The organism is Pseudomonas sp. R4-35-07 (assembly GCF_003852235.1).
Lineage (GTDB): Bacteria > Pseudomonadota > Gammaproteobacteria > Pseudomonadales > Pseudomonadaceae > Aquipseudomonas.
Genome location: NZ_CP027732.1, coordinates 5,782,905 through 5,807,015, shown reverse-complemented (window position 1 = coordinate 5,807,015; position 24,111 = coordinate 5,782,905). Strand labels below are relative to the sequence as shown.

Sequence of the window (24,111 nt, the reverse complement as noted above, 5' to 3'; positions counted from 1 at the left end):
ATTCCTTATTCGGCGAAAGGTAGCCAAGGGCTGGCAAGCAGCACGGCCAGGGTCAGCAGCGCTTGCGCGCCGAGCAGCCAGGCCTGTTTGCGCAGCAATTTGAGGGCGCCACGACGGCGTTCGGCCCAAGGCCGGCCGGCGCGCTTGGCCGATTGCAGGCCAAGGGTCTGCAGGGCTTGGTCAAGGTCTGCGGTGCGCTCGACGTCGCGAGCGAGCAGGGCAAACAGATCGGCATCGAACGCAACGCGCAGGGCCCAGTATTTTTGCACAAGGCCCAGGATGATCATCCACAAGGCCAGCAGCAGGCAGACCGTTGAAACACTCGCCATCAACAGTTGGGCCACACCGAACAACACGCCGGCCACTGTAAGGCCTGTGGATAACTGATCCAGCGAACGGCCACGGCGCAGCAGGCTGGCGACGACTTGCAGTTCCATATCAGCAGGCATGGGGCAAACCCTCCAAGGCGAGACGATGTGCGGGATGCAGGACCACACGGGCCCGCGCTGTACGAATAATAGCCAGCGCTTGATCCACCGTCGTCGCGCGTCCGCTGTGCAACAGCCAGGCGGCAATGGCCGTGGCGCTGCGCGAGTAGCCCAGGGCGCAGCACACCAGCAACGGGCCGTCCAAGCGCAGGCGTTCGATGGCCTTGGCGGCTTGCAGGCATTCGGCGGAGGTGGGCGCGATCAAGTCCACAACAGGAATGCAGTGATAGCTACGACCCTGTGGATTAATCGGCAATTCGGCGCAGAGATCGACGATGGCCTTGAAAGACTGCTGCTCGCTCGATGTAGGAATTCGCCCCAGCCAGACGTTATCCACAATCAGCTCAGGCTGTGGATGCCGGCGTGTCCACAGCCGCGAATTGATCCAGGCGGCGACCAGATAAGGCGCATACAGCCAACGCGCAGCAGGCGTCAGCTGGCCATTGTTGCGTTTCTGAAAGCCCTCGGCACCCAGCAGCCAGTAATTGGCTGCGACCAGCGCGAGGGACACCGCCGGCCACAGCAACCATAACCCCCAACCGCCCAAAGCCAGCGCGAGCAGCATCAGCGCCAGCGCGCCAAGGGCGTAGCGCGCACCCAGCCAACGGCGTTTAGAGTCGCGCGTAAGTCGGGCATTGAGCAGCGGGCTGGCGTGTTCCAGCGGCCATAACCACACGCACAACCACCCCGCGAGGGCGCCTGTGGGTAAGTCGACAAAGTGATGTTGATAAGTGGTCAGTACGGAAATACCGATCAGCGCAAACCAGCCGTGCACCACCCAGCGCCAAAAACCTTGGGTATGCCGCTGGTACATGACCCACAGGATCACCAGCAGCGCGATATGTAGTGAGGGCGCCTGGTTGAAGGGCTTGTCGAAGCCGGCCAGCACGGCAAACAACCAGCCGAACACGCCATCCAGTTCCGGCCGTTCGAAGGTGAAGCGCAGCGGCCAGATCAGGAAGCAACTGACGGCTATCACCTGGGCCGTCAGCAGGCGCAGGGCATGCTGCTTGAGTTCGTGGCGGGTGCTCGGCAGCAACAGCGAGAACCCGTAGAGCAAGTCGATGGACCAATAGGGCACGATGGTCCAGGCCCAGAACGGCATATGGGTTTCCCAGCCGAACACCAGCGTGCCCACATCGCTGCGCTGGTTGGTGACCCAAGTAGCGAAGCCGTAGGTGCTGAAAAACAGCGGCGCCAACACCAGCAGCCACAGCAGCGCCGGTTTAAACAAGCCGGGTTCGCGCATGCTCAGATCTTCTGTGCCAGGGACACGGTGAAAATACCCCACTCATCCACACGCTGGGTGATCTTGCGAAAGCCCGCAGCCTCCACCAGTTGGTCCATTTCCGCCTGGCTGCGTCGACGCATCACCCAGGCCTGGCCCTGGCGGTGGCTGGTCAAGGCGCGGGCGATCAGTTCCAGCTGTGGGTGCCACGGTTGGCCGGTGTAGACCAGACAACCGCCGGGCTCCACCGCTTCGGCGAGGCCCGCCAACGAACCGCCGACCATGGCGTTATCGGCAAACAATTCATACAGCCCGGACACCACCGCCAGCGTCGGTTTCGGCTCCAGCGCGGCCAGATTCGCCCGATCGAATGCATCGGCTTTGATGAACTGGGCGATATCGTCCAGGCCCTTTTCACGGATCAAGGCGCCACCGTCGCGCACGTTGATGTCGCTGTAGTCGCGCAGCAGGATCGATTCCGGTAGCGGCGACACACCCTGCAAAGCTTCCAGAATGTAACGACCATGGCCAGCAGCGATATCGACGATGCGCACTTCGCGCTCATCGGCACGCAACCTGGCCATGGCCAGGCGTAGCAGTTCTTCGACGTTCAGCTTGCGCTGGCGAATGCCGCGCCAGCCGATGGAGTTGAGGTAGTTGGTGTCGATCATCCGCCCCAGCGCGCCTTTGCCGGTGGGCGTGTTGCGGTACACGTAATCCAGGGTGCTGCCGGAATCGAAGCCGGTGTCGAAGCCCAGTTTCACCCCCTCCGACAGGTTCTTGCCCAGGCCCATGCTGGCGCGGGTCATGCGCCAGTACAGATCGCGCAGGGAATTGCGCGGCAGTGGTGCGGCGAGGGCTTCGGATTCGGCGCAGGTAGCGCCCAGTTTGTCGGCGTCCAGCAGCGAGGCGCGGTCCAGCGGCTGCGCAAAGTTTTGCAGGATAAAGCGCCTGGCGCTGTTGATGGCCAGGGCGCGGTCACGTTCGCCAAGGGTGTCGTGAAAGAAACCCGGGAGGATATGCAGCTCTTTTTTCAGGCTGCCGAGACGGTCGAAAAACTGCTGCTGGGGCTTACGGTGCACCACGAAGTCGGAGCCGGAGACCAGCAACTGGGTCGGCACCTGGATGGCCTGGGCATCGGCGACCACCCGGTCGGCCGCTTCGTACAGGCCCAGCAGCACATTCACCGAGATGGCCTTGGTGATCAGCGGATCGCTATCGTAGGACGCCACGCGCTCCGGGTCATGGCTGAGGAACTTGGCCTTGACGTAACTGTTGACGAAAAAGTTGCCGCGAAACTTGCGCATCAGGGCCAGGCCCGGGCGTGCGAAGGGCACGTACAGCTTGACCTTGAAGGCAGGGGAGGCGAGTACCAGGGCGCGGATCTTCGGTGCGTAGTCATGCACCCAGGTGGCCGCGATCACCGCGCCGACGCTTTGGGCGATGACCGCGACGTTTTCCTCTTCGATGCCGTAGGTGGCGCCGATGTGGTCGCAGAAAGTCTGCACGTCGCGGGCGCTGGTGGCAAAGCTGGGGCTGTCACCGCGCTCGCCGGGGGATTGGCCGTGACCACGGGCGTCCCAGGCGAAGAAGTCAAAGTCAGGCAGGCCCAGTTCGTCCACCAAGTGCGCGATACGCCCGGAGTGCTCATGACCGCGATGGAACAACATAATCGCCTTGCGCGGCCCGGCGCCTGCCGTGGCCGGCCAGTGCCGGTAAAACAGCTCGACGCCGTCATGGGTGCTGAAGCTGTGTGGTTGCTGTTCGCGCATCGCAAGCATCCTTATGCAATCGGTGAGGTGTCTGAGTGTTCCTTGAGGCCCTGACGCACCCGGTTGACCAGGGTGTAGGCCAGCAGCGCGGCGACCAGCCACATCACCGTGTCGACCCAGCCGGCGCCGAACCAGCCCAACGCCACGCCGGTGGCCAGCACCCCGAGTACGAACGCCCGGTCACTTTTGCCCATCGGCCCGTCATAGCGGCGCGATGCGCCCACCATCGGCCCCAGCACACCGGCGTATTCGCTGAACACTGCGAGCAGCGTCACCAACAGCACGGGCGCCAGGCTGACGTCGGGGATCAGCGCAAACGGCAGGATCAGCGCGCTGTCGGCGATCACATCGCACAGTTCATTGAGGTAGGCGCCCAGGCGCGATTGCTGGCCGAACTCGCGCGCGAGCATGCCGTCGACGGCGTTAAGGGCCATGCGCACAATCATCCACAGCGGGATCAGCGCGAACAGCCACAAGTGCTGGGCGAAGCTGGCAATCAGCAGGCCCACCAACACGGAAATCACGCCGGCCAGCACGGTGATCTGGTTGGCGGTGGTGCCGTTGTCATAAAGGCGCTGCACGAGGGGCCGCAGCAGGTTTTGGAACCGCGGTTTGAGCTGATAAATGGAGATCATGAAGGAGGGCGCTTCCCTGTCCGTGGAGCCGCGAAAAAACTGTTCTGGAGTGTGCCGATTAATTTGGGCGCGTACCAGTGATGCCGCCTGTTTATGGGGGTTTAGTCACGATCTTTGGAACAACAAAGATCAAATGTGGGAGGGGGCTTGCTCCCGATGGCTTTGGGTCAGTTGATACATGTACTGCTGACCCACCGTTATCGGGAGCAAGCCCCCTGCCACAGGGGATCTGCGTTGTAGCCAAAAGCGAACAAAAATTTCACGCCGCGTGTTATATCGTAACGAATTATGTACAAGCGGGCGTTGAGTGGATGCAAGTGGATCTAGAAGCTGACGGAGCTTCGGTTGAGGGCCTGCCGCGTTTTCAGCAGGGGCTGTTCCATGCCCGTCGATTGCGCCAAGCCGGTATCAGCCTGACAGCCTTGGCCGTTACCGGTTGGGTGCTGGCGTTATTTGTGGCGCTGTTTGCACCGGTCTCGATCTGGCCGGTGGTGTTGATCAATTGCTCGTCGGCCTTGCTCGTCCTGGTAGCCGGCTTGCAGTCGGCGTGGTGGGTAGCCGATTGGCGTGCCCAGGCGCTGGAAGAGCCGGCAGTTGAATTGCCGGGTGTAGAGACGGGCCGCTACGAGCGCCTTGCGCAGCGCCTGGGCAAGCAGATCGGCGCGCCGGTGTTGTGGCTGTGCGGTTGGTCGTTGCTGGCGCTGGTCAGCGTTATCGAATTCTGGAACCTGGCGCTGCCCGCTGCCGCCGTCGGTCAATCCGCCAGTATCGGCGCGGCGCTGGGCTTGGCGCTGGCGTTCGGTTTGCTGGTGTTCGAGCGGCGCATGGCCCAGGAAACCGCCGTGCAATGGCCGGAAGCTGCGCAACTGGCGCAATTGAGCCGGGTGGCGATCACCTGCCTGGTGATCAGTGCGCTGTGCCTGTTGTTTGCTGGTGCGCAATCGGTGTGGCCGCTGCGGCTGGCGACGCTGATCGGCCTGTTGCCTGCGCTGGTGGCGCTGGAATTTGTGCTGCGCGGCGTGCTGTCACTGTTCAGCCCACGCCAGCCGCGTCTGGAACCGCGCCTGATGGCGCAGAGTGTGGTCGCAGGCCTGCTGCGCTGGCCGCCGCAGCCGCTGCAAGCTTTGCAGCATGAACTGCACAATCGTTTCGGCATCGACCTGCGCCAGATTTGGGCATTTACCTACATGCGTCGCGCGTTCCTGCCGGTGCTGCTGGTGGTGCTGGCGGTAGGCTGGGCGCTGACCGGCGTGCATGAAGTCCCTCTGCAGGGCCGTGGGATTTATGAGCGTTTCGGTAAACCGGTCGAAGTGTTCGGCCCGGGCTTGCACGTTGGGTTGCCCTGGCCCCTGGGCCGCGTGTTGAACGTGGAGAACGGCGTGGTGCACGAGCTGGCGACCAGCGTCAGCGAAAGCGCCGCGCCCGAGCTGGCCGCCGCCGAAGGCCCGGCGCCGCTGATCGCCAATCGCTTGTGGGACGCCAGCCATGTGAATGACAAGTCCCAAGTCATCGCCAGCAGCAGTGGCGACAAACAGAGCTTCCAGATCGTCAACATGGACGTGCGGTTCGTCTACCGCATCGGCCTGACGGACCAGGCCGCACTGGCTGCCACCTACAACAGCGCCGATGTCCCGACCCTGATCCGCAGCACCGCCAGCCGCATCCTGGTGCACGACTTTGCCTCACGCACCCTTGATGAATTGCTCGGCGAACAACGCACCCGCCTTGCCGACGAAATCGGCCGCAGCGTACAAGCAGACCTGCAAAAGCTCGACAGCGGTGTGGAAATTCTCGCCACGGTCGTCGAAGCGATCCACCCACCGGCCGGCGCCGCCAACGCCTATCACGGCGTGCAAGCCGCGCAGATCGGCGCCCAGGCATTGATCGCTCGCGAGCGTGGCGCGGCCAGCGAGCAGACCAACCAGGCGTTGCTGCAGGCCAGCACCGCCCGCAACCAGGCCCAGGCCACCGCGCGCGAAGTGAATGCCAGTGCCCAGGCGGCCAACCTGCGCTTCGTTGCCGAACAAAAAGCCTACGCCGCAGCGGGCCGGGCTTTCGTGTTGGAACAGTACCTGGGCCAGCTCAGCCAGGGCCTGGCCCACGCCAAACTGCTTATTCTGGATCATCGCCTGGGCGCCGACAGTGCGCCGACGATCGATCTGCGATCTTTTACCTTACCGGCCGATCCCTCGGTGCCGCGTAAAGCCGTTCAATAAGGAGTCTGTCTGTTGAGCGCTCATTCTCACGATCACGGTCATCACCATCATCACGGCCACCATCACCATCATGGCGATGAACAGGCAGACAGCCCTTTCCCCTGGCGGCGTATGGCCTGGGCGGCAGTGCTGGTGCTGTTTGCCATCGCGGCGGCGAGCCTGGTGCAGGTGCGCTCCGGCGAGGCCACGGTGATTACCCGTTTCGGCAACCCGGTGCGGGTGCTGCTGAAACCGGGCCTGGGCTGGCGCTGGCCGGCGCCGTTTGAAGCGGCGATTCCGGTTGACCTGCGCCTGCGCACCACTTCCAGCGGGCTGCAGGATGTCGGCACCCGCGATGGCCTGCGGATCATCGTGCAGGCCTACGTAGCGTGGCAGGTGCAGGGCGATACCGACAATGTGCAACGCTTCATGCGCGCGGTGCAGAACCAGCCGGATGAAGCGGCGCGGCAGATCCGTACCTTCGTCGGTTCGGCGCTGGAAACCACGGCGGCCAGTTTTGACCTGTCCAGCCTGATCAATACCGACGCCAACCAGGTGCGCATCGCCGATTTCGAAGCCCAACTGCGCCAGCAGATCGATCAGCAATTGCTGGCCACCTATGGCGTACGCGTCGCCCAGGTCGGTGTCGAACGGCTGACCTTGCCGTCGGTGACCCTCACCGCCACGGTCGACCGCATGCGCGCCGAACGTGAAACCATCGCCACCGAGCGCACCGCCGTGGGCAAGCGTGAGGCGGCGCAGATCCGCTCGGCGGCCGAACGTGATGCACGGATCATGCAAGCCGATGCCACGGTGAAAGCCGCTGATATCGAAGCGCAATCGCGGGTTGAAGCAGCGCAGATTTATGGACGCGCCTACGCGGGTAATCCGCAGCTGTACAACCTGCTGCGCTCGCTGGATACCTTGGGCACCGTGGTGACGCCGGGCACCAAAATCATCCTGCGCACCGATGCCGCGCCGTTCCGCGCGCTGGTGGATGGGCCCAAGGATGTGCAGCCATGAGTGAGCGTGACAGCCCGGACAGCCCCTGGATCCAGGCCGGGCGCCTGACGTTCCTGGCGCTGTACGCGGTCACCGTGTTGGCGGCGCTGGCCTGGGCGTTTTCCAATGTGCGCCAGATCGACCCGCAGAACCGCGCCATGGTGCTGCACTTCGGCGCCCTCGACCGGATTCAGAACGCCGGGCTGCTGCTGGCCTGGCCGCAACCGTTCGAGCAGGTGGTGTTGTTGCCGGCGGCAGACCGGGTGATCGAGCGTCGGGTGGAGAACCTGTTGCGTTCTGAGGCGGCCGTGCAGGCTGACCGCGTGGCCAGTTTCGCCACACCCCTGAGCGATACGCTGGCCGGTTCCGGCTATTTGCTGACCGGCGATGCCGGGATCGTGCAGCTGGATGTGCGGGTGTTCTACAAGGTCACCGAGCCCTACGCCTTTGTGTTGCAGGGCGAGCATGTGCTGCCGGCGTTGGACCGCCTGGTGACCCGCAGCGCGGTGGCCCTGACGGCGGCGCGCGACCTGGACACCATCCTGGTCGCGCGCCCCGAGCTGATCGGCGCCGACAACGGCGCCGCCGAGCGCCGCGAAAAACTGCGCGGCGACTTGGTGCAAGGCATCAATAAGCGCTTGGCGCAGTTGACTGCCAGCGGGTTGGGCCTGGGCATCGAAGTGACACGGGTCGATGTGCAATCGAGCCTGCCGGGCCCGGCGGTGAACGCGTTCAATGCGGTACTCACCGCCAGCCAGCAAGCCGACAAGGCGGTGGCCAACGCGCGTACCGATGCGGAAAAACTCACCCAGACCGCCAACCAGGAGGCTGACCGCCAGGTGCAAGTCGCCCATGCCCAAGCCAGTGAACGCCTGGCCAATGCCCAGGCGCAGACCGCTGCCGTCACCAGCCTGGCGCAAGTCCGAGACCCGGGCCTGTTGCTGCGCCTGTACCGCGAGCGCCTGCCGAAGATTCTGGGCCAGGCCGGCTCCGTCACCACGGTCGATCCTAAAGACGACTCCCGTTTGATCATTCAGGGAGCCGAACAATGAGCGCACCCATGCTGACCTCCGCCGAGCAGCGCAGCGCCGCCCGGCAATTGACCCTGGCCATGCTGGCCTTGGGTTTACTCGTATTAGGCCTGGTATGGCGCTGGCTGGCGGCGGACCAGAGCGGGGTCAGCCAACTGCTGCTCGGTGTGGCCTCGCTGCTGGTGGCCGTGCCGGTGATGCGTTCGGCCTGGTACAGCCTGCGCTATCCCAGCCTGCATGGCATCACTGACCAATTGATCGCGCTGGCGATGATCGGCGCCTGGGCCACTGGCGATCTGCTGACCGCAGCGCTGCTGCCGATCATCATGATTTTCGGGCATGTGCTTGAAGAGCGCAGCGTGATCGGTTCCCAGGAAGCGATCCACGCGCTGGGTAAACTCACGCGCAGCCATGCGCGCCGGGTGCAGGCTGACGGCAGCATTGTGGAAGTGGATAACGGCACGCTGAACACCGGCGATGTGGTCGAAGTGCGCGCCGGCGACCGCGTGCCGGCCGACGGCGTGGTGCTGTCGGGCCAGGCCAGCCTGGACACCGCGCCGATCACCGGTGAATCGGTACCGTTGGAAGCCAGCGTGGGCGTGCAGGTGTTTGGCGGGGCGATCAACCTGGACGGCCTGCTGCGCCTTGAAGTGACGCGCACGGGCAATGAGTCGACCCTGGGCAAAGTGATTGCGCTGATGCAGAACGCCGAACGTTCCAAGCCACCGATCACCCGGTTGCTGGAGCGTTATGCCGGTAGCTACATGGTGTTGGTGCTGTTGTTGGCGGCGGTCACCTGGTTCGTCACCAACGACGCCCAGGCGATGCTGGCCGTGCTGGTGGCGGCGTGCCCGTGTGCGTTGGTGTTGTCGGCGCCGGCTACCGCAATCGCCGGGATCGCGGTCGCTGCACGGCACGGCATTCTGATTCGCAGCTCGGCGTTTCTGGAAGAGCTGGCGGACCTCACTTCACTGGTTATCGACAAGACCGGTACCTTGACCTTCGGCACCTTGCGCCTGCAGTCCATCGAAACCGTGTCTACCGATCGCCAGGCCTTGCTCAACCTGGCGGCCAGCCTCGGTGCGGCCAGCAGCCATCCGGTCAGCCGTGCATTGGCGGGGTTGGCGACACAGCAACAGCGCGTGGTGCTGACCGATATTCGCGAGCGCCAGGGACTCGGTGTCGTTGCGCACACTGAACAGGGCGAAGCGGCGCTGGGCCGTCCCGAACTGTTCGAGCAGCTGGCTATCGCCACGACCGCCGTGCCCAACCATGACGGCCCGATTGCCGGGCTGGCGCTGAACGGACAGTTCCTGGCCTGGCTGCTGCTGGCCGATAGCGTCAAACCCGAGGCGCGCCAGGCCCTGCAGGAACTGCGCGAGCTGGGGCTGGGTCGCCAGTTGCTGCTCACCGGCGACCGCCAGAGCGTGGCCGACAGCCTGGCCGTGAATGTGGGCATCGCTGAGGTCCAGGCCCAAGCGCTGCCGGAAGACAAACTCAACCGTGTGCTGGGGGAGATCGGCAGCGGTTTCCGGCCGATGGTGGTGGGGGATGGCATCAACGACTCCCTTGCCCTCAAAGCCGGTGTGGTCGGCGTGGCGATGGGCGCGGGCGGTGCCGATATCGCGCTGGCCTCGGCAGACGTGGTGTTGATCGGCAGCGACCTGCGCCGCCTGGGCACCTGCGTGCGCTTGAGCCGCCAGTGCCGGCACACCTTGCAGGTGAATGTGATCATCGGCCTGGGCTGGACGCTGGCCATCGTGGTGTTCGCCGCCTTCGGCTGGCTGGGCGCCGCCGGAGCCATGATCGCAGCGGTGTTGCATAACCTCAGCACCTTGCTGGTACTGGGTAACGCCGGGCGATTGCTGCGTTTTCAGGAGCCGCTGTTGAAGCTTGACGAATAATTTCAGAAAACTTCGTACCGGGCTGTAACGCTAAAAGGGCGCCTCACTCTAGTGGTGTGTCGAGACTGGGCAATCCGCTCAGACCGGCATCACCACTGACCGATGAGGACTACACAATGAATATCAAACACGCCGTTTCCGGTGCTGCCCTGGCTATCGCTGCGGCCTCCATGTTTGCCGGCGTCGCCACCCAGGTACAGGCCGCCGACGCTCCGGTTCATTGCTACGGTGTCACGTCCTGCAAAGGCATGAACGATTGCAAAACCGCTGAAAACGCCTGCAAAGGCCAGGCGGAGTGCAAGGGCCACGGCTTCAAGGCCATGACCAAGGCTGAGTGCGACAAGGCCGGTGGCAAAGTCGGCGAGTAACCGACACGCGAGTGCAACCGCAGCGGACCTCGCGCCGCTGCGGACACTTTCCAGGAGCGCATGATGACCCGTTCTCTTCCCTCCCTGGGTTACGGCCTGGGTTTGCGTCACGAATACTATGAACAGATCCTTGCCCAATCCCCTGCAGTGGATTGGTTCGAAGTGATCTCCGAGAATTATCTGGTGCAGGGCGGCAAGGCCTTGTATTACCTGGACGCCATAGCCGAACGCTACCCCTTGGTGATGCACGGCGTGTCGTTATCGATCGGCGGGCCCCATGCCATCGACACCGCTTATCTCAAGCAGATAAAGGCCCTGGCCGAGCGCATCCAGCCAGCCTGGATTTCCGATCACCTGTGCTGGAGCCGTGGCAGCGCACACCAGTTGCATGACCTGCTGCCCCTGCCGTACACCGAAGAAAGCCTGTACCACGTGGCCGGTCGCGTGCTTCAGGTGCAGGACGTGTTGCAACGCCCGCTGGTGCTGGAAAACGTCTCCAGCTATGTGCGCTCCAAGGCCGATGAATTCACTGAGTGGCAATTTCTCAATGCCCTGGCGCATCTGACCGGATGCCAATTGCTGCTGGACGTGAACAATGTGTACGTCAGCTCGCGTAATCACGGATTCGATGCCTGGACGTTCATTCGCAACCTGCCGCCTGAAAGCATTCGCCAGCTGCATCTGGCGGGGCATAGGGACTACGGCGACTACGTGGTCGATACCCACGATCAGCCGGTGTGCGATCCGGTGTGGGCGCTCTATCAGCGCACGCTGGAACATCTGGGGCCGGTCTCGACGCTGTTGGAGCGCGACGATCATTTCCCGCCGTTCGAAGTGCTGCTGGCTGAATTGAACAAGGCCCGGGAACTGGGTGCCACTGCGTTGGCCAGGCGGTCGCTATGCGCTTGATCGATTGGCAACGGGCGTTCGAGGCACATCTGCTGTCTGAAACCTGCACCGCCGACAGTGGCTTTGCCGCCACCTTGCTTGGCGGGCCGACGCTGGATGTGGACACGGGCCTGGCGATTTATCACAACGCCTACCTGTCCCGATTGCAGGACGTATTACGTCACGACTTTGCCGCCATCCGGTATTGGCTGGGCGATGATGAGTTTGCCGCGCTGAGCCAAGCGTATATTCGTCGTTATCCCTCGGCCCATTACAGCCTGCGGTGGCTGGGTGAGCGTTTTGCAGGGTTTATTCTTGAGCACCTGATGGCCGAACAAAGTGTCCCGCTGGCGGAACTGGCGCGGCTGGAGTGGGCATTCACCCTGGCATTCGACGCGCCTGCGGGCGAGCCGCTGACCCTCGACCATATGGCGCAACTGGCGCCTGAAGACTGGCCGGCATTGCGCGTATCGCTGGTGCCTTCAGTGCAGCAGCTAACGTGCCGTTTCAACACGCTGGGCATCTGGCGGGCCAATAAGGATGAATCGGACTTTCCCGGCAGCCAGGCGCTGGACCTGGCGCAGGTCTGCCTGGTGTGGCGCCATCAGAACCTGTGTCGTTATCGCAGTCTCGAGCCCGCCGAAGCCCACGCCCTGATAGGCATGACCGCCAGCAGCTGGAACTTTTCAGAACTGTGCGTCGAGTTGGCAGTCACTTATGAAGAGGGTGCGCCACTGCAAGCGGCCACATGGTTGAAACAGTGGATCCAGGACGGGTTGCTCGAGCGTCGGGCTTAATGGCAGGCAGTTATTTAATCGATAGCTTCCTACTTTATTTTGGATGGTCTACCCTCACAGCAGACGTCTGAAACAAGGGGGGACTACTCATGCTCGCGCAACTTCCACCGGCCTTACAGAATCTTCAGCTACCGCTGCGTCTTCGACTCTGGGACGGCCATGAATTCAACCTGGGCCCCGAGCCCAGTGTGACCATCGTGGTCAAGGACCCTACGGTCGTCTCACAACTGACCCATCCCACGCTCGACGCCCTGGGCGAAGCCTTCGTCGAGGGCAAACTGGAGCTGGAAGGCTCCATCGCCGAGGTGATCAGGGTATGTGACGAGTTGAGTCACGCCTTGATCGAAGACGACGATGGCCCTCGGCCGGTGCGCTCGATCCACGACAAGGCGACCGACGCGGCGGCCATTTCCTACCATTACGACCTGTCCAACGAGTTCTACCAGCTATGGCTGGACCAGGACATGGTGTATTCCTGCGGTTATTTCGAAACCGGCAGCGAGTCCATCGACCAGGCCCAACAAGACAAATTCCGCCATCTGTGCCGCAAATTGCGGCTGCAGCCGGGTGAGTATCTGCTCGATGTGGGATGTGGATGGGGCGGGCTGGCGCGGTTTGCGGCGCGGGAATTCGGGGTCAAGGTGTTTGGGATTACCTTGAGCAAGGAACAACTGGCCCTGGCCCAGGAGCGGGTGAAGGCCGAAGGCCTGGAGGACCAGGTCGACCTGCAGCTGCTCGACTACCGCGACCTGCCTCAGGACGGCCGTTTCGACAAAGTGGTGAGCGTGGGCATGTTCGAACATGTCGGCCACGCCAACCTGGCGCAATACTGTCAGATTCTGCACGGCGCCGTGCGTGAGGGCGGTCTGGTGATGAACCATGGCATTACTGCCAAACACACCGACGGCCGTCCCGTGGGCCGTGGCGCCGGGGACTTTATCGAGCGCTACGTGTTCCCCAACGGCGAGCTGCCGCACCTGGCGATGATGACGGCCGAAATCAGCGAAGTCGGGCTGGAAGTGGTGGACGTCGAAAGCCTGCGCCTGCACTACGCCCGTACGCTGGACCATTGGAGCGAGCGCCTGGAGGACAACCTCGAAGCAGCGGCGAAGATGGTGCCGGAGCACGCCTTGCGTATCTGGCGCCTGTACCTGGCGGGTTGCGCCTATGCCTTTGCGCGGGGTTGGATCAACCTGCATCAGATCCTGGCGGTAAAACCCCATGCCGATGGCAGCCATGAACTGCCGTGGACGCGGGAGGATATCTACCGCTGACCCGTTTCTTCAGAACACTGAAGGACCAAATGTGGGAGGGGGCTTGCCCCCTCCCACATTTGTTACAGAATCGGCGAGATCAAGCGCGCCACGCGCATGCCCAGCTGTTGCAGGCGCCGGGTTTCGCGGCTTTCCTCCTGGCTGACTTCATGGGCCAGGGCGAAGTCGTCCAGCAGCATCCGTTCCACCTGTTTGGCGAAGGCTTCATCGACCGTCAGCAACATCACTTCGAAATTGAGCCGGAACGAACGGTTGTCCATGTTCGCACTGCCAATGGCGCTGATTTCGCTGTCCACCAGCACCACCTTCTGATGCAGAAAGCCCGGCGTATAGCGGAACACTCGCACGCCGGCGCGTACCGCTTCGATCGCGTAAAGGCTGGAGGCGGCGTAGACGATACGGTGATCAGGGCGCGATGGCAGTAACAGGCGTACGTCGACCCCGCGCAAGACCGCCAGGCGCAGGGCGGCGAATACGGCTTCGTCGGGAATGAAATACGGGCTTGTGATCCACACGCGTTCGGTCGCGGCGTGAATGGCCTCGACGAAAAACAGCGAGCAAGTTTCATACGCGTCGGCCGGGCCGCTGGCGAGCAATTGGCAGAGCACGCCATTCTCGGGGTAAGCGTCCGGCAGAATCAGGGGTGGCAGTTCGCGTGCGGCCCAGAACCAGTCTTCGGCAAACGACTCTTGCAAGCACGCCACCACCGGGCCGGTGACCTGCACATGGGTATCGCGCCATGGCGACAGGGGCGGCTTTTTACCGAGGTATTCATCGCCCACATTGTGCCCGCCGACAAACCCGGTGATGCCGTCCACCACCACGATCTTGCGGTGGTTGCGAAAGTTGACCTGAAAGCGATTCAGCCAGCCGCTGCGGGTGGCGAAGGCTTTGACGTTGACACCCGCGTCGCGCAGCGACTGCACATAACGATGGGGCAGGGCGTGGCTGCCGATGCGGTCGTAGAGCACGTAAATATCCACGCCTTCGGCCGCTTTTGCCGTGAGCAACCTGTGCAGTTGGCGACCGAGTTCATCGTCATGAATGATGAAGAACTGGAACAGCACAGCGGTTTTTGCGCTGCCGATGGCCTCGAAGATTGCGCTGAAGGTGGCGTCGCCGTTAATCAGCAACTGCACCTGGTTATTGGCCAGACAGGGCATGCGGCCCAATTTGGGCATGGCGCGCAAAGAGGCGTAGGCATTGGAATTGCGCGCGGCCAGCGCCTCCTCGACCCAGGGGCGCCAGTTCAATTCGGCGATGGCCGTGTGCATTTCCTGGTTGGCCTGGCGACGCGCCTGGATGTAGGCGTCGAAGGTGCTGCGGCCGAAAATCAGGTAGGGAATCAGTGTGAGGTAAGGCATGAACATCAGCGACAACGCCCAGGCAATCGAGCCTTGGGCGGTCCTGACGGTCAGTACCGCATGGATCGCGGCGAGGCTCCCGAAAAAATGCAGCGTGGCAATGAAGTAGGCGAGCAGGTGCGGGCCAAAAAAATCCATGAACGACATTACTCCGGGCAGTCCAATGCGTAACAGACCATGTTCCACAGTGAATGTCGCTATTTTATTTGCCGTGCAACACTGGCACCTTTGCGGCGTCTAACGCCCACAATTGCCCAGGAGTTACCCGATGAATGCTCGTCTGCTCTGTTTATCCATGGTTGTTGGTTTGTCGCTGCCGGTGGCAGCACAGGCACAGATGTTGGCGCCGGGCTTGTGGGAATTGACGACCAGCAATATGAAAGTCGACAACCAGGACCTGCCGGACCTGTCCCTGATTCTCGGTCAACTCAAGCAACAGATGACCCCCGAACAGCGCGCCATGCTGGAAAAACAGGGCATCACCATGGCCGGTAAAGGCGTGCAGGTGTGCCTGACGCCGGCTCAGGTCGCGTCCGACTCCATCCCCCTGACGGACCCGCAATCGGGTTGCAAACAGCAAGTGACCGACAAGACCGGCAACCAATGGAAATTCCGCTTCAGTTGCCCGAAAGCCCAAGGCGTAGGCGTGGCGACTTTCCAGAGCCAGAAAGAATTCACCACCACCGTCAACGGCACCTTCAATGCCACCGGCATCCAGCAAAAGGGCAGCCTGGACACTCACGCGCAATGGCTGGGCAACGATTGCGGTACCGTCAAACCTCGCGCTTGACGCAGAACCATCAGGCATTGCGAATCATGGTGTGCCCAGAGCCGCGCACAAGGTATTGAGGTTGTATTCGAACAGCCCGATAAACGTGCTGGCCGGGCCTTCGGTGGCGAGGGCGTCGGAGTACAGCGTGCCGCCGATCTGCGCGCCGCTTTCGTCGGCAATTTGCTTGAGCAGGCGTGAGTCCTTGATGTTCTCCATGAACACGGCCTTGACCTTGTCCTGGCGAATCTGGGTGATCAGCGCGGCCACTTCGGCGGCTGATGGTTCGCGCTCGGTGGACAAACCTTGTGGCGCGAGGAACTGGATGCCATAGGCCTGGCCCAGGTAACCGAAGGCGTCATGGGAGGTCACGATACGGCGGTTACCCGCCGGCAGTGCGCCGAACTTGGCCTTGGCTTCGGCCAACACGCGGTGGATTTCTTTCAGGTAGGCCTGGCTGTTGCGCAGGTAGTCCGCCTGGTTGGCCGGGTCGGCGATCACCAGGGCCTTGGTGATGTTGTTGACGTAAATCTCGGCGTTGGCCAGATTGTGCCAGGCGTGTGGGTCCGGGATGGTCTCGCCGTCCTCGTCCATGGTGTGGGAGATCACGCCTTTGCTGGCGGTGACCACCGTGGCCTTGGTCTCGGTGCTGCTCACCAGGCGGTCCAGCCAAGGCTCGAAGCCTAGGCCGTTCTTGATGATGAGTCTGGCCTTGAGCAACGCCTTGGCGTCGTCCGGCGTGGGTTCGTAGGTGTGGGCGTCGGCGTCCGGGCCGACCATGTTGCTGATCTGGATATGATCGCCACCGATCTGGTGGGTGATGTCATCGAGAATACTGAAGCTGGTGACCACTTGGAGTTTATCGGCGGCCTGGGCCATCGAGAGGGGCAACAGCAGACTGAACAGCACAAGTAGAGCGCGCATCGGAAAACACCTCATTGGGATGTAAGCAAGGGCGGGCGGCGCAGCAAGCCGTGCACCGGACCGAAAACCACGGACAACGCATACCCGGCGCCCGCCACCAGCACGATGGCCGGGCCGCTGGGCAGTGAGTAGTAGAACGACAGCAATAATCCCAGCCACACCGACAGGCATCCCAGCACGGCCGATACTGCGATCAGCACCGGCAGGCGCCGGCTCCAGAAGCGCGAAGCGATGGCCGGCAACATCATCAAACCCACCACCATCAAGGCGCCGATGGCCTGGAAACCGATGACCAGGTTCAGCACCACCAGGGTCAGGAACAGCCCGTGGGCGAGCGGGCCGAGGCGGCTGACGGTTTGCAGAAACAGCGGGTCGAGCGTATCGAGCAGCAGCGGTTTGTAGATCAGCGCCATGGCGATCAGGCTCAAGCCGCAGACCCAGAGCATGCCGGTGAGGGTGGTCTCATCCACGGCCAGGGCCGAGCCGAACAGCAGGTGCAAAAGGTCCAGGCGCTTGCCGGCGATGCCCAGGATCAGCACGCCGGCAGCGAGGGAGATAGGGTAGATGGCGGCAAGGCTGGCGTCTTCACGCAGGCCGGTGCGGCGGGTGATCCAGGCGGATAGCCCGGCCATGCTCAGGCCCGCACCGAGGCCGCCGATAGTCAGTGCCGGCAGGCTCAACCCGGCGAACCAGAAGCCCAGGGCGGCACCGGGCAGAATGCCGTGGGCCACGGCGTCACCGATCAGGCTCATGCGCCGCAGGATCAGAAACACGCCCAGCGGCGCCGTGCTGCAGGCGAGTACCAGGCCGCCGATCAGCGCGCGGCGCATGAAGACGAAGTCGACAAAGGGCATCCACAAGTGAGCAGCAAAGTGCATCAGGCCACCTGCAATTGCGGTTGTGGGCGGATCAGCTCTTTGCTCGGGCCCAATGCGCAGCCGGTGCTTTTGATGTGCAGCACATGCGGAGTGTGGTGGCGCACCGACGCCAGGTCATGGCAGACCACCATCAGCGTGCGGCCCGCTTCGTGCCAGGCGTGGATGTGTTTCCAGCACAGCGCCTGGCCTTCTTCGTCGAGGGCCGCGTGAGGTTCGTCGAGCAGCAGGACCGGTGCGTCGGTCAGGCTCATGCGGGCGAGCAGGGCGCGTTGCAGCTGGCCGCCAGACAGCGCCATCAATGGGCGTTGCTCCAGGCCGCTGAGGCACCAGTCTTCCAGCACGGTTTGCAGGCGCTCGCTGCGTTGCGGTGGTGTGAGCCGGGTGCCCCAGAATCCGGCGGCAACCAGTTCTTGCAGGCTGATGGGGAACTGGCGGTCCAGGTGTTGCTGCTGAGGCAGGAACGCCAAGCCGCCACGGCGTGGAACAGCGACGCTGACGGTCCCCGCCAGCGGCTTTTGCAGGCCGGCGATGACTTTGAGCAGGCTGCTTTTGCCAAAGCCATTGGGGCCGATGACGCCAGTGAGACTGCCCTTTGCCAGGGTGAAATCCACGGCGGGGGTCAGCGGTTGGCTCGGGGCGCCCCAGCGCAAAGCGTTGCAGATGATCATGGGGAGGGTCTCGTCCAACGGCTTTCAGCCACGGCATCGTGCGCGTGCAGGCTTTCAGCGTGGATCACTTTGAGGTGGAAGGCTTTGACCGCATCCGAGCGTTTCAAGGCGAGGTTCAGGCGGCGGGCGGCGTCTTCGCAGAACATCAGGTTCTGCCCGTTGGCCAGCGCGAAGGCTTGTTCGTCGGCACGCTTCACTGCGGTTTGCACAGCGGTGCCGAGCGCGGCTTCGGCAGCGTTGATCAAATCGATGACGGACAATTGGTCGCCTTGCAGTTGCACATGCAACTGTGCGCTGCTGCGCTGACTGTGGGGCGTGGCAACGATGCCATTGGTGCTGCCGAGCCAGGTCAACACGTCTGCATGCCGCAATGGCGTGTTGGCGAAATCTTCGAGAAATTGCTGCTGAATCAATTGCCTGGCAAGGGCAGCGGAACACGGGCAGGTCGAGGAATAAGCAACGTCAATTTTTAGTTCCACGTGGAACATCTGGTTTTCCAGACGTGCCTCGATGCTTACCGGGTAGCGCTTCCAACCGTCCAATGGGCTGACCAGGGCGGGGCGTTTCAACAGTAAATGGGTGTGGATCCGCAGGTAGGCGTTGTTAGATAAATCTTCATGTGTGTCGAGAAAGCGCTGCAGTACATTACGCAGAAGTGCAGGCGTAAGCGGTTGCTGGTCGAACACCTGCAGCGCCAGGTACAGGCGTGACATATGAATACCACGGGCCAAGCCATCGTCCAGGCTCACCCCTGCATCGGCGGTGGCAGGCAGACGTTGGCCCTCGAGCAGAACCGGCAAGGCGATGCCGCACATGCCCACCCAGTCGAGTGGCAAGGCTTGGCGTGAAGCCTGCGTGGCGATATCCGGCAGAGTCAGCGCATTCATAAGCAGGTCCATCGTTGGAAATGATTCGACATGTTATAGTATAACAATTACCTCGACGATGAAATTTCTGCTCCAGCCTTTCTTCAGCCACGTTGAGCAGGGACGCTCCTTTATTTGCGGTATTGGTCATGCACAGACGTCAGCTCCTCAACCTGCTGCTGGTCAGCCCCTTGTTCGCCTTGCCGCCGGGGGCCTGCGCCACGCAAATCCGCAATGCGCGCCTGTGGCGTTCGGAGGATAAGCTGCGGCTGGTGTTCGACCTCAGCGGGCCGGTGCAATACAAGACGTTTTCCCTGGCCGCCCCGGATCGCGTGATCATTGACCTGAGCGGCGCCGGGCTCAGTGGAGACTTCTCCCAGTTGATGCTGAAGAACAGCGGAATTACCTCGATTCGCTCCGGGCATTTTGGCAAGGCCGACACCCGCATCGTACTGGACCTGGCCGCACCGATGCAGCTCAACAGTTTTTTATTGCCGCCCCAGGAAGGTCAGGGTCATCGCCTGGTACTCGACCTGACTCGCGCCACCTCGGCGCCTCGTCAAATCGCCGCTGAGCCTGCGCCATTGATCGCGCCGGTGGATAAAGCTCATCCCAGGCGCGACATCATCGTGGTGGTCGACCCTGGCCATGGCGGCAAAGACCCCGGCGCCATCGGCTCCAAAGGCCAGCGGGAAAAAGACGTGGTGTTGTCGATTGCCCAGTTGCTGGCTAAACGCTTGAAACGCGAAAAGGGTTTCGATGTAAAGCTGGTGCGCAACGATGACTTTTTCGTGCCTTTACGCAAGCGCGTGGACATCGCCCGCCAGCACAAAGCCGATATGTTCATCTCGGTGCATGCCGACGCGGCACCCAGGCTCACCGCATCGGGGGCCTCGGTGTATGCGTTGTCCGAGGGCGGTGCCACCTCGGCAACCGCGCGTTTCATGGCACAGCGCGAAAACGGCGCGGATCTGCTGGGCGCCACGACGTTACTCAACCTGAAGGACAAGGACCCGATGCTCGCGGGCGTGATTCTCGACATGTCGATGAACGCCACCATCGCCTCCAGCCTGCAACTGGGCAGCGCGGTGTTGGGCAGCCTGCAAAACATCACCAGCTTGCATCAGAAGCGTGTGGAGCAGGCTGGCTTCGCGGTGCTCAAATCGCCCGACGTGCCGTCGATCCTGGTCGAGACCGGGTTTATCTCCAACACCCAGGACGCCCAGCGGCTGGTGACGGCGCGCCATCAACAGGCAGTGGCGGACGGCTTGTTCAACGGGCTGAAAACATACTTCGAGAAGAACCCTCCAATGAACAGCTACATGGCCTGGGTGCAGGAGCAGAAGAACAACCAGGTCTAACAGCCGGTCATTCGGCTGCAGGTGAACCTGGCGCTGGCGCCACCCGAACTGGAGAACCGGTTAAGGGTGGTCCAGCCCACGCGCCGCGTGTAGCCAACCCATGCCTCACCGTCCGATGCCAACCCGGTAAAAAACGTCAGCTGCCCATAGCGGCTGTTAGTTTGTGCCCAGTAGCGTTTGCCGATCACTTCGAACCCGCGCAGATACGTGGTGCTGCCAACGGTCGCCACGCTATAGGCGTTGCCCAGCGGGTCGACACAGGCCAGCAGGTTGGCGCTGCGGGTGCAGTTGGCTAGCAGGCTTGGGGGTTGGGCACAGGCAGGTCCTGCCACTGCTGATAACAGGGCGCAAATCGCGAAGAGCAAGGAGGGTTGGCTTATTTGCATTGTTATACTATAACATAAAAACAAAGCCTGGCTCGACCGGGCAGCCTGATGAGAGCGAACCGATGCCCAACCGTCTACCCGTCACCGTGTTGTCCGGCTTTCTCGGCGCCGGCAAAAGCACCCTGCTCAACTATGTACTGCGCAACCGCGAAAACCTGCGGGTGGCGGTAATCGTTAACGACATGAGCGAAATCAACATCGACGGCAGTGAGGTGCAGCGCGACGTCACACTTAATCGCGCTGAAGAAAAGCTGGTGGAGATGAGCAACGGCTGCATCTGCTGCACCCTGCGCGAGGACTTGCTCGAAGAAGTCGGCAAGCTCGCCAGGGAAGGCCGGTTCGATTACTTGCTGATCGAATCCACCGGCATCTCCGAACCCATGCCTGTGGCCGAAACCTTCACGTTTCGCGATGAAAACCAGCAGAGCCTGGCGGATGTCGCACGCCTGGACACCATGGTCACAGTGGTCGACGGGGTGAATTTCCTGCTCGACTACCAAGCCGCAGAAAGCCTGGCCTCACGTGGGGAAACCTTGGGCGAGGAGGACGAGCGCTCGATCACCGACCTGTTGATCGAACAGATCGAATTCGCCGACGTGATACTGGTCAGCAAGATCGACCTGATCAGCAGTCACGAGCGCGAAGAATTGATGGCCATTCTTGAACGCCTCAACGCCCAGGCGCAGATCATTGCGATGGTCATGGGGCAAGTGCCGCTGAACAAAATCCTCAACACCGGCCGCTTTGATTTCGAACGGGCTGCCCAGGCACCGGGCTGGTTGCAGGAGTTACGCGGTGAACACGTGCCGGAAACCGACGAGTACGGCATTGCGTCCACCGCTTACCGTGCGCGCCGTCCGTTTCACCCACAGCGGTTTTTCGACTTTATCGACCGCCCGTGGGTGAATGGCAAACTGCTGCGTTCCAAAGGCTTCTTCTGGCTGGCCAGCAAACACCAGGACGCCGGCAGTTGGTCCCAGGCCGGTGGTTTGATGCGCCATGGCTTTGCCGGGCGCTGGTGGCGTTTCGTGCCGAAAAGCCAGTGGCCGCAAGACGCAGAAAGTGTCGCGGCGATCATGGACAACTGGCAACCGAGCACCGGTGATTGCCGTCAGGAACTGGTGTTTATCGGCCAGAACATCGACTTTGCGCAGATGCGCGCCGAGCTGGACCAATGCTTGCTCACGGATGAAGAAATGGCCCTGGGCATCGAAGCTTGGCGCCAGTTGGCCGATCCCTTTGGCCCTTGGTATGAAGAGGCAGCCGCCTGATGTTGGCCCCGCTTACTCCCCTGCGCCCGGTGGTTCGCCAAACCCGCGGGCAAACCCCGCTGGCGCTGGCTGACATCCTGGAAGACGGCGTGAACCTGGCGCTGTGGCAGCGCCAATTACCGTTGCACATCGCCGAATTCGCCGCCTTGGTCGTGGCGCTCGATGAGCCGCTGGCCGAAGCACTAGTTATCGAGTTGGACCGCGAAGACAGCGCGCCGAACCTGCAGGGGCTGGCGCCCCGTTGCCGCGATCTTGAAGGCTATGATGGTTTTATCGCCGATGTGTCCTGGCTGGTCAGTGCATTCGCCTGCCTGCTGGGCGCCAGGCGCATCGGCGTGCGTCTGCGCCTGCTGGACAGGGCCATGTGCCCACGTTTTCACGTCGACCATGTGCCTGTGCGGCTGATCACCACCTACGCTGGCGTCGGCAGCCAATGGCTGCGCGAAGGCGTCATGGACCGCCGACGATTAAGCCAGCCCGACGCAGAGCCCACCGAGCGCATCGAGCAAATTCTCTGTGGAGAGGTGGCCCTGCTCAAGGGCACCAAATGGCATGGCAACGAAGACCATGGCCTCATTCACCGCTCACCTGCACTGAAAGCCAATGAGCGTCGCTTGATCCTCACACTGGATTGGCTTGCATAAACGCGTAGGATCAAGCGCTCTACACGGTCTGAATGATGCCAACCCATGCTGCAGAACATTCCCACCCATGTGATTGCCGGGCCCTTGGGCGCCGGCAAGACGAGCCTGATCAAACACCTGCTTGCCCAACGCCCGGCCAACGAGCGCTGGGCGGTGCTGATCAACGAGTTCGGGCAGATCGGCCTGGACGCGGCCTTGCTCACTCAAGCTGACGATGGCATTGCCTTGGGCGAAGTGGCGGGTGGCTGCCTGTGTTGTGTGAATGGCGCGCCGTTCCAGGTAGGCCTGGGTCGGTTATTGCGTAAGGCCAAGCCGGATCGGCTGTTTATCGAGCCGTCGGGCCTGGGCCATCCGGCGCAGTTGCTCAAACAGTTAGGCGAAGCGCCATGGCAAGGCGTGCTGGCGGTTCAGCCCTGGGTGCTGGTGCTGGACGCCCAGGCCCTGGCAGCGGGCAAACCCTTGCCGCAAGCGCAGCAGGAGGCGCTGGCCGGTGCCGGCTTGCTGGTGTTGAACAAGGATGAGGCGCTGGACGCTGCGCAACGCCAGGCTATTGAGCAGCGGTTATCTGGCAGCGCGCTCTATTGGACGCGCCAGGCTCAGTTGCCTCTGGAACACTTGCCTGGCTTGAAAGCCCAGGCTGGCGGGGTTGTGGATAACTTCGCGGTGCCCCAAGGCTTGGCGCAAATGCCGGCGATCTGGAGCGACCCCACGTTGCCGATCTGCTTGAGCCAGGCCGAGGAAGGAGGCTGGAGCATTGGCTGGCGCTGGCATCCGAGCCAGCGATTTGACCTGGAACCAGTGAGCCAATGGCTGACGAGTCTGCAATGGCGTCGCGCCAAACTTGTTATCCACAGCCGTGACGCGTGGGTGTCCGCCAACGCTGTGGATAACAGTCCACTCGTCTGGCAGCCCAGCGAATGGCGCCGCGATTCACGTATCGAATTGATCTTCAGTGCACCACAGAACGTGGCGGCATTGCAGGCCGCTCTGGCTGCCTGCCGTTACTGACGGTTCTTGGTTGCGTGGTCTTGGCGCCACTGGCTCAGCTCGATGACGTTGGCGCTGGGCAGCGGCTCCTTGGCTTCGAACGGGTAGGGCGCCAATTCAATCTGCGCGCTGTGGGCGCCAAATTGGGTAATGGTGCCGCTGTGGCGAGCCTCGCCCGTCACGGTGAACTCGAAATTGTAGACCCGTGCCAACCGGCGCCGACCCTTGGCATCCTTCACGAAACCGATGCGTTTGAGTGCCACCGCGCCATCGAGCAGTTCGATATCGAGCTTGGCGCAGTGCTGCTTGACCCGCTCCAACGCGCGCTCGCGCAGGCCATGGTTGTGCCAGACCCAAGTGGCGCCGGTCGCCAGCAGCATCAACACGAACATGTTTCCCAGGGTCAGCATT

24 protein-coding genes are annotated in these 24,111 nt (G+C 62.4%); 13 read left to right on the top strand and 11 right to left on the bottom strand.

What is annotated here, in order from left to right; genetic code table 11:
* Positions 1–5: 5 nt before the first annotated feature.
* The 4 genes from C4J89_RS26700 to C4J89_RS26685 are packed head-to-tail and all read right to left on the bottom strand — an operon-like array spanning position 6 to position 4,123.
* Positions 6–449: a hypothetical protein gene (locus C4J89_RS26700; protein WP_124365063.1), complete on the bottom strand. Its 444-nt coding sequence runs from the start codon at positions 447–449 to the stop codon at positions 6–8.
* The gene (locus C4J89_RS26695) at positions 439–1,737 is read right to left on the bottom strand and encodes a phosphatase PAP2/dual specificity phosphatase family protein (RefSeq protein WP_124415972.1); all 1,299 of its coding nucleotides are present in this window, start codon (positions 1,735–1,737) and stop codon (positions 439–441) included. The genes C4J89_RS26700 and C4J89_RS26695 overlap by 11 nt, the downstream gene beginning before the upstream one ends.
* Positions 1,738–1,739: 2 nt before the next feature.
* Positions 1,740–3,488 (bottom strand): bifunctional alpha/beta hydrolase/class I SAM-dependent methyltransferase, encoded by a 1,749-nt coding sequence (locus C4J89_RS26690; protein ID WP_124415971.1) that lies wholly within the window; start codon positions 3,486–3,488, stop codon positions 1,740–1,742.
* Positions 3,489–3,499: 11 nt separating this feature from the next.
* Positions 3,500–4,123: a CDP-alcohol phosphatidyltransferase family protein gene (locus tag C4J89_RS26685; protein ID WP_124365060.1), complete on the bottom strand. Its 624-nt coding sequence runs from the start codon at positions 4,121–4,123 to the stop codon at positions 3,500–3,502.
* Positions 4,124–4,434: 311 nt separating this feature from the next.
* On the opposite strand from C4J89_RS26685, the gene hflK (C4J89_RS26680) reads away from it, so the two are divergent.
* From hflK (C4J89_RS26680) to cfaB, 8 genes are all read left to right on the top strand, one after another.
* The gene (gene hflK, locus C4J89_RS26680) at positions 4,435–6,339 is read left to right on the top strand and encodes a protease modulator HflK (protein WP_124415970.1); all 1,905 of its coding nucleotides are present in this window, start codon (positions 4,435–4,437) and stop codon (positions 6,337–6,339) included.
* Between the two features lie 9 nt (positions 6,340–6,348).
* Positions 6,349–7,341 carry a protease modulator HflC gene (hflC, locus tag C4J89_RS26675; RefSeq protein WP_164487628.1) on the top strand — a complete coding sequence of 331 codons (993 nt, stop codon included), beginning with the start codon at positions 6,349–6,351 and terminating at the stop codon, positions 7,339–7,341.
* Positions 7,338–8,372, top strand: coding sequence for a protease modulator HflK (gene hflK, locus C4J89_RS26670; RefSeq protein ID WP_124372345.1), 1,035 nt, complete (start codon positions 7,338–7,340; stop codon positions 8,370–8,372). The genes hflC and hflK (C4J89_RS26670) overlap by 4 nt, the downstream gene beginning before the upstream one ends.
* The gene (locus C4J89_RS26665) at positions 8,369–10,255 is read left to right on the top strand and encodes a cation-translocating P-type ATPase (protein WP_124415968.1); all 1,887 of its coding nucleotides are present in this window, start codon (positions 8,369–8,371) and stop codon (positions 10,253–10,255) included. The genes hflK (C4J89_RS26670) and C4J89_RS26665 overlap by 4 nt, the downstream gene beginning before the upstream one ends.
* Positions 10,256–10,371: 116 nt before the next feature.
* On the top strand, positions 10,372–10,623 hold the full coding sequence (locus C4J89_RS26660) for a hypothetical protein (protein WP_124365055.1): 252 nt from the start codon (positions 10,372–10,374) through the stop codon (positions 10,621–10,623).
* Between the two features lie 63 nt (positions 10,624–10,686).
* Entirely contained in the window at positions 10,687–11,532 is an 846-nt protein-coding gene (locus C4J89_RS26655) for a DUF692 domain-containing protein (RefSeq protein ID WP_124415967.1), read from the top strand.
* Positions 11,523–12,308 (top strand): DNA-binding domain-containing protein, encoded by a 786-nt coding sequence (locus tag C4J89_RS26650; protein WP_124415966.1) that lies wholly within the window; start codon positions 11,523–11,525, stop codon positions 12,306–12,308. Before C4J89_RS26655 ends, C4J89_RS26650 begins: the two co-directional genes overlap by 10 nt.
* A gap of 89 nt (positions 12,309–12,397) precedes the next feature.
* On the top strand, positions 12,398–13,582 hold the full coding sequence (gene cfaB / locus C4J89_RS26645) for a C17 cyclopropane fatty acid synthase CfaB (RefSeq protein WP_124365052.1): 1,185 nt from the start codon (positions 12,398–12,400) through the stop codon (positions 13,580–13,582).
* A gap of 62 nt (positions 13,583–13,644) precedes the next feature.
* On the opposite strand, the gene cls is transcribed toward cfaB, so the two are convergent.
* On the bottom strand, positions 13,645–15,084 hold the full coding sequence (gene cls / locus C4J89_RS26640) for a cardiolipin synthase (RefSeq protein ID WP_124415965.1): 1,440 nt from the start codon (positions 15,082–15,084) through the stop codon (positions 13,645–13,647).
* 130 nt (positions 15,085–15,214) lie between these two features.
* On the opposite strand from cls, the gene C4J89_RS26635 reads away from it, so the two are divergent.
* Positions 15,215–15,736, top strand: coding sequence for a DUF3617 domain-containing protein (locus tag C4J89_RS26635; protein ID WP_065933659.1), 522 nt, complete (start codon positions 15,215–15,217; stop codon positions 15,734–15,736).
* Between the two features lie 24 nt (positions 15,737–15,760).
* Here C4J89_RS26635 and C4J89_RS26630 read toward each other — a convergent pair whose 3' ends face one another.
* From C4J89_RS26630 to folE2, 4 genes are read right to left on the bottom strand one after another with little or no spacing between them, the layout of a single operon-like run.
* The gene (locus tag C4J89_RS26630) at positions 15,761–16,639 is read right to left on the bottom strand and encodes a metal ABC transporter substrate-binding protein (protein ID WP_124415964.1); all 879 of its coding nucleotides are present in this window, start codon (positions 16,637–16,639) and stop codon (positions 15,761–15,763) included.
* 11 nt (positions 16,640–16,650) lie between these two features.
* On the bottom strand, positions 16,651–17,517 hold the full coding sequence (locus tag C4J89_RS26625; protein WP_124365049.1) for a metal ABC transporter permease: 867 nt from the start codon (positions 17,515–17,517) through the stop codon (positions 16,651–16,653).
* Complete coding sequence (locus C4J89_RS26620) at positions 17,517–18,185, bottom strand: metal ABC transporter ATP-binding protein (RefSeq protein WP_124415963.1); 669 nt, start codon at positions 18,183–18,185, stop codon at positions 17,517–17,519. Before C4J89_RS26620 ends, C4J89_RS26625 begins: the two co-directional genes overlap by 1 nt.
* Positions 18,182–19,072, bottom strand: a complete 891-nt coding sequence (folE2, locus tag C4J89_RS26615; RefSeq protein ID WP_124415962.1) for a GTP cyclohydrolase FolE2 — start codon at positions 19,070–19,072, stop codon at positions 18,182–18,184. The genes C4J89_RS26620 and folE2 overlap by 4 nt, the downstream gene beginning before the upstream one ends.
* 128 nt (positions 19,073–19,200) lie before the next feature.
* Between folE2 and C4J89_RS26610 the strand changes: the two genes are divergently transcribed.
* Complete coding sequence (locus C4J89_RS26610) at positions 19,201–20,412, top strand: N-acetylmuramoyl-L-alanine amidase (RefSeq protein ID WP_124415961.1); 1,212 nt, start codon at positions 19,201–19,203, stop codon at positions 20,410–20,412.
* Here the strand turns inward: C4J89_RS26610 and C4J89_RS26605 are convergent.
* Entirely contained in the window at positions 20,409–20,798 is a 390-nt protein-coding gene (locus C4J89_RS26605; RefSeq protein WP_372237998.1) for a glutamine synthetase, read from the bottom strand. The two genes, C4J89_RS26610 and C4J89_RS26605, sit on opposite strands and share 4 nt — an antisense overlap.
* A 62-nt stretch (positions 20,799–20,860) precedes the next feature.
* Between C4J89_RS26605 and zigA the strand changes: the two genes are divergently transcribed.
* From zigA to C4J89_RS26590, 3 genes are read left to right on the top strand one after another with little or no spacing between them, the layout of a single operon-like run.
* A complete protein-coding gene (zigA, locus tag C4J89_RS26600) occupies positions 20,861–22,069 on the top strand; it encodes a zinc metallochaperone GTPase ZigA (protein ID WP_124415960.1) in 1,209 nt (402 codons plus the stop codon).
* The gene (locus C4J89_RS26595) at positions 22,069–22,713 is read left to right on the top strand and encodes a DUF1826 domain-containing protein (protein WP_124415959.1); all 645 of its coding nucleotides are present in this window, start codon (positions 22,069–22,071) and stop codon (positions 22,711–22,713) included. Before zigA ends, C4J89_RS26595 begins: the two co-directional genes overlap by 1 nt.
* Before the next feature lie 45 nt (positions 22,714–22,758).
* Positions 22,759–23,721 carry a GTP-binding protein gene (locus tag C4J89_RS26590; RefSeq protein WP_124415958.1) on the top strand — a complete coding sequence of 321 codons (963 nt, stop codon included), beginning with the start codon at positions 22,759–22,761 and terminating at the stop codon, positions 23,719–23,721.
* Here the strand turns inward: C4J89_RS26590 and C4J89_RS26585 are convergent.
* Entirely contained in the window at positions 23,715–24,110 is a 396-nt protein-coding gene (locus C4J89_RS26585) for a DUF3301 domain-containing protein (RefSeq protein ID WP_124415957.1), read from the bottom strand. The two genes, C4J89_RS26590 and C4J89_RS26585, sit on opposite strands and share 7 nt — an antisense overlap.
* Position 24,111 lies beyond the last annotated feature (1 nt).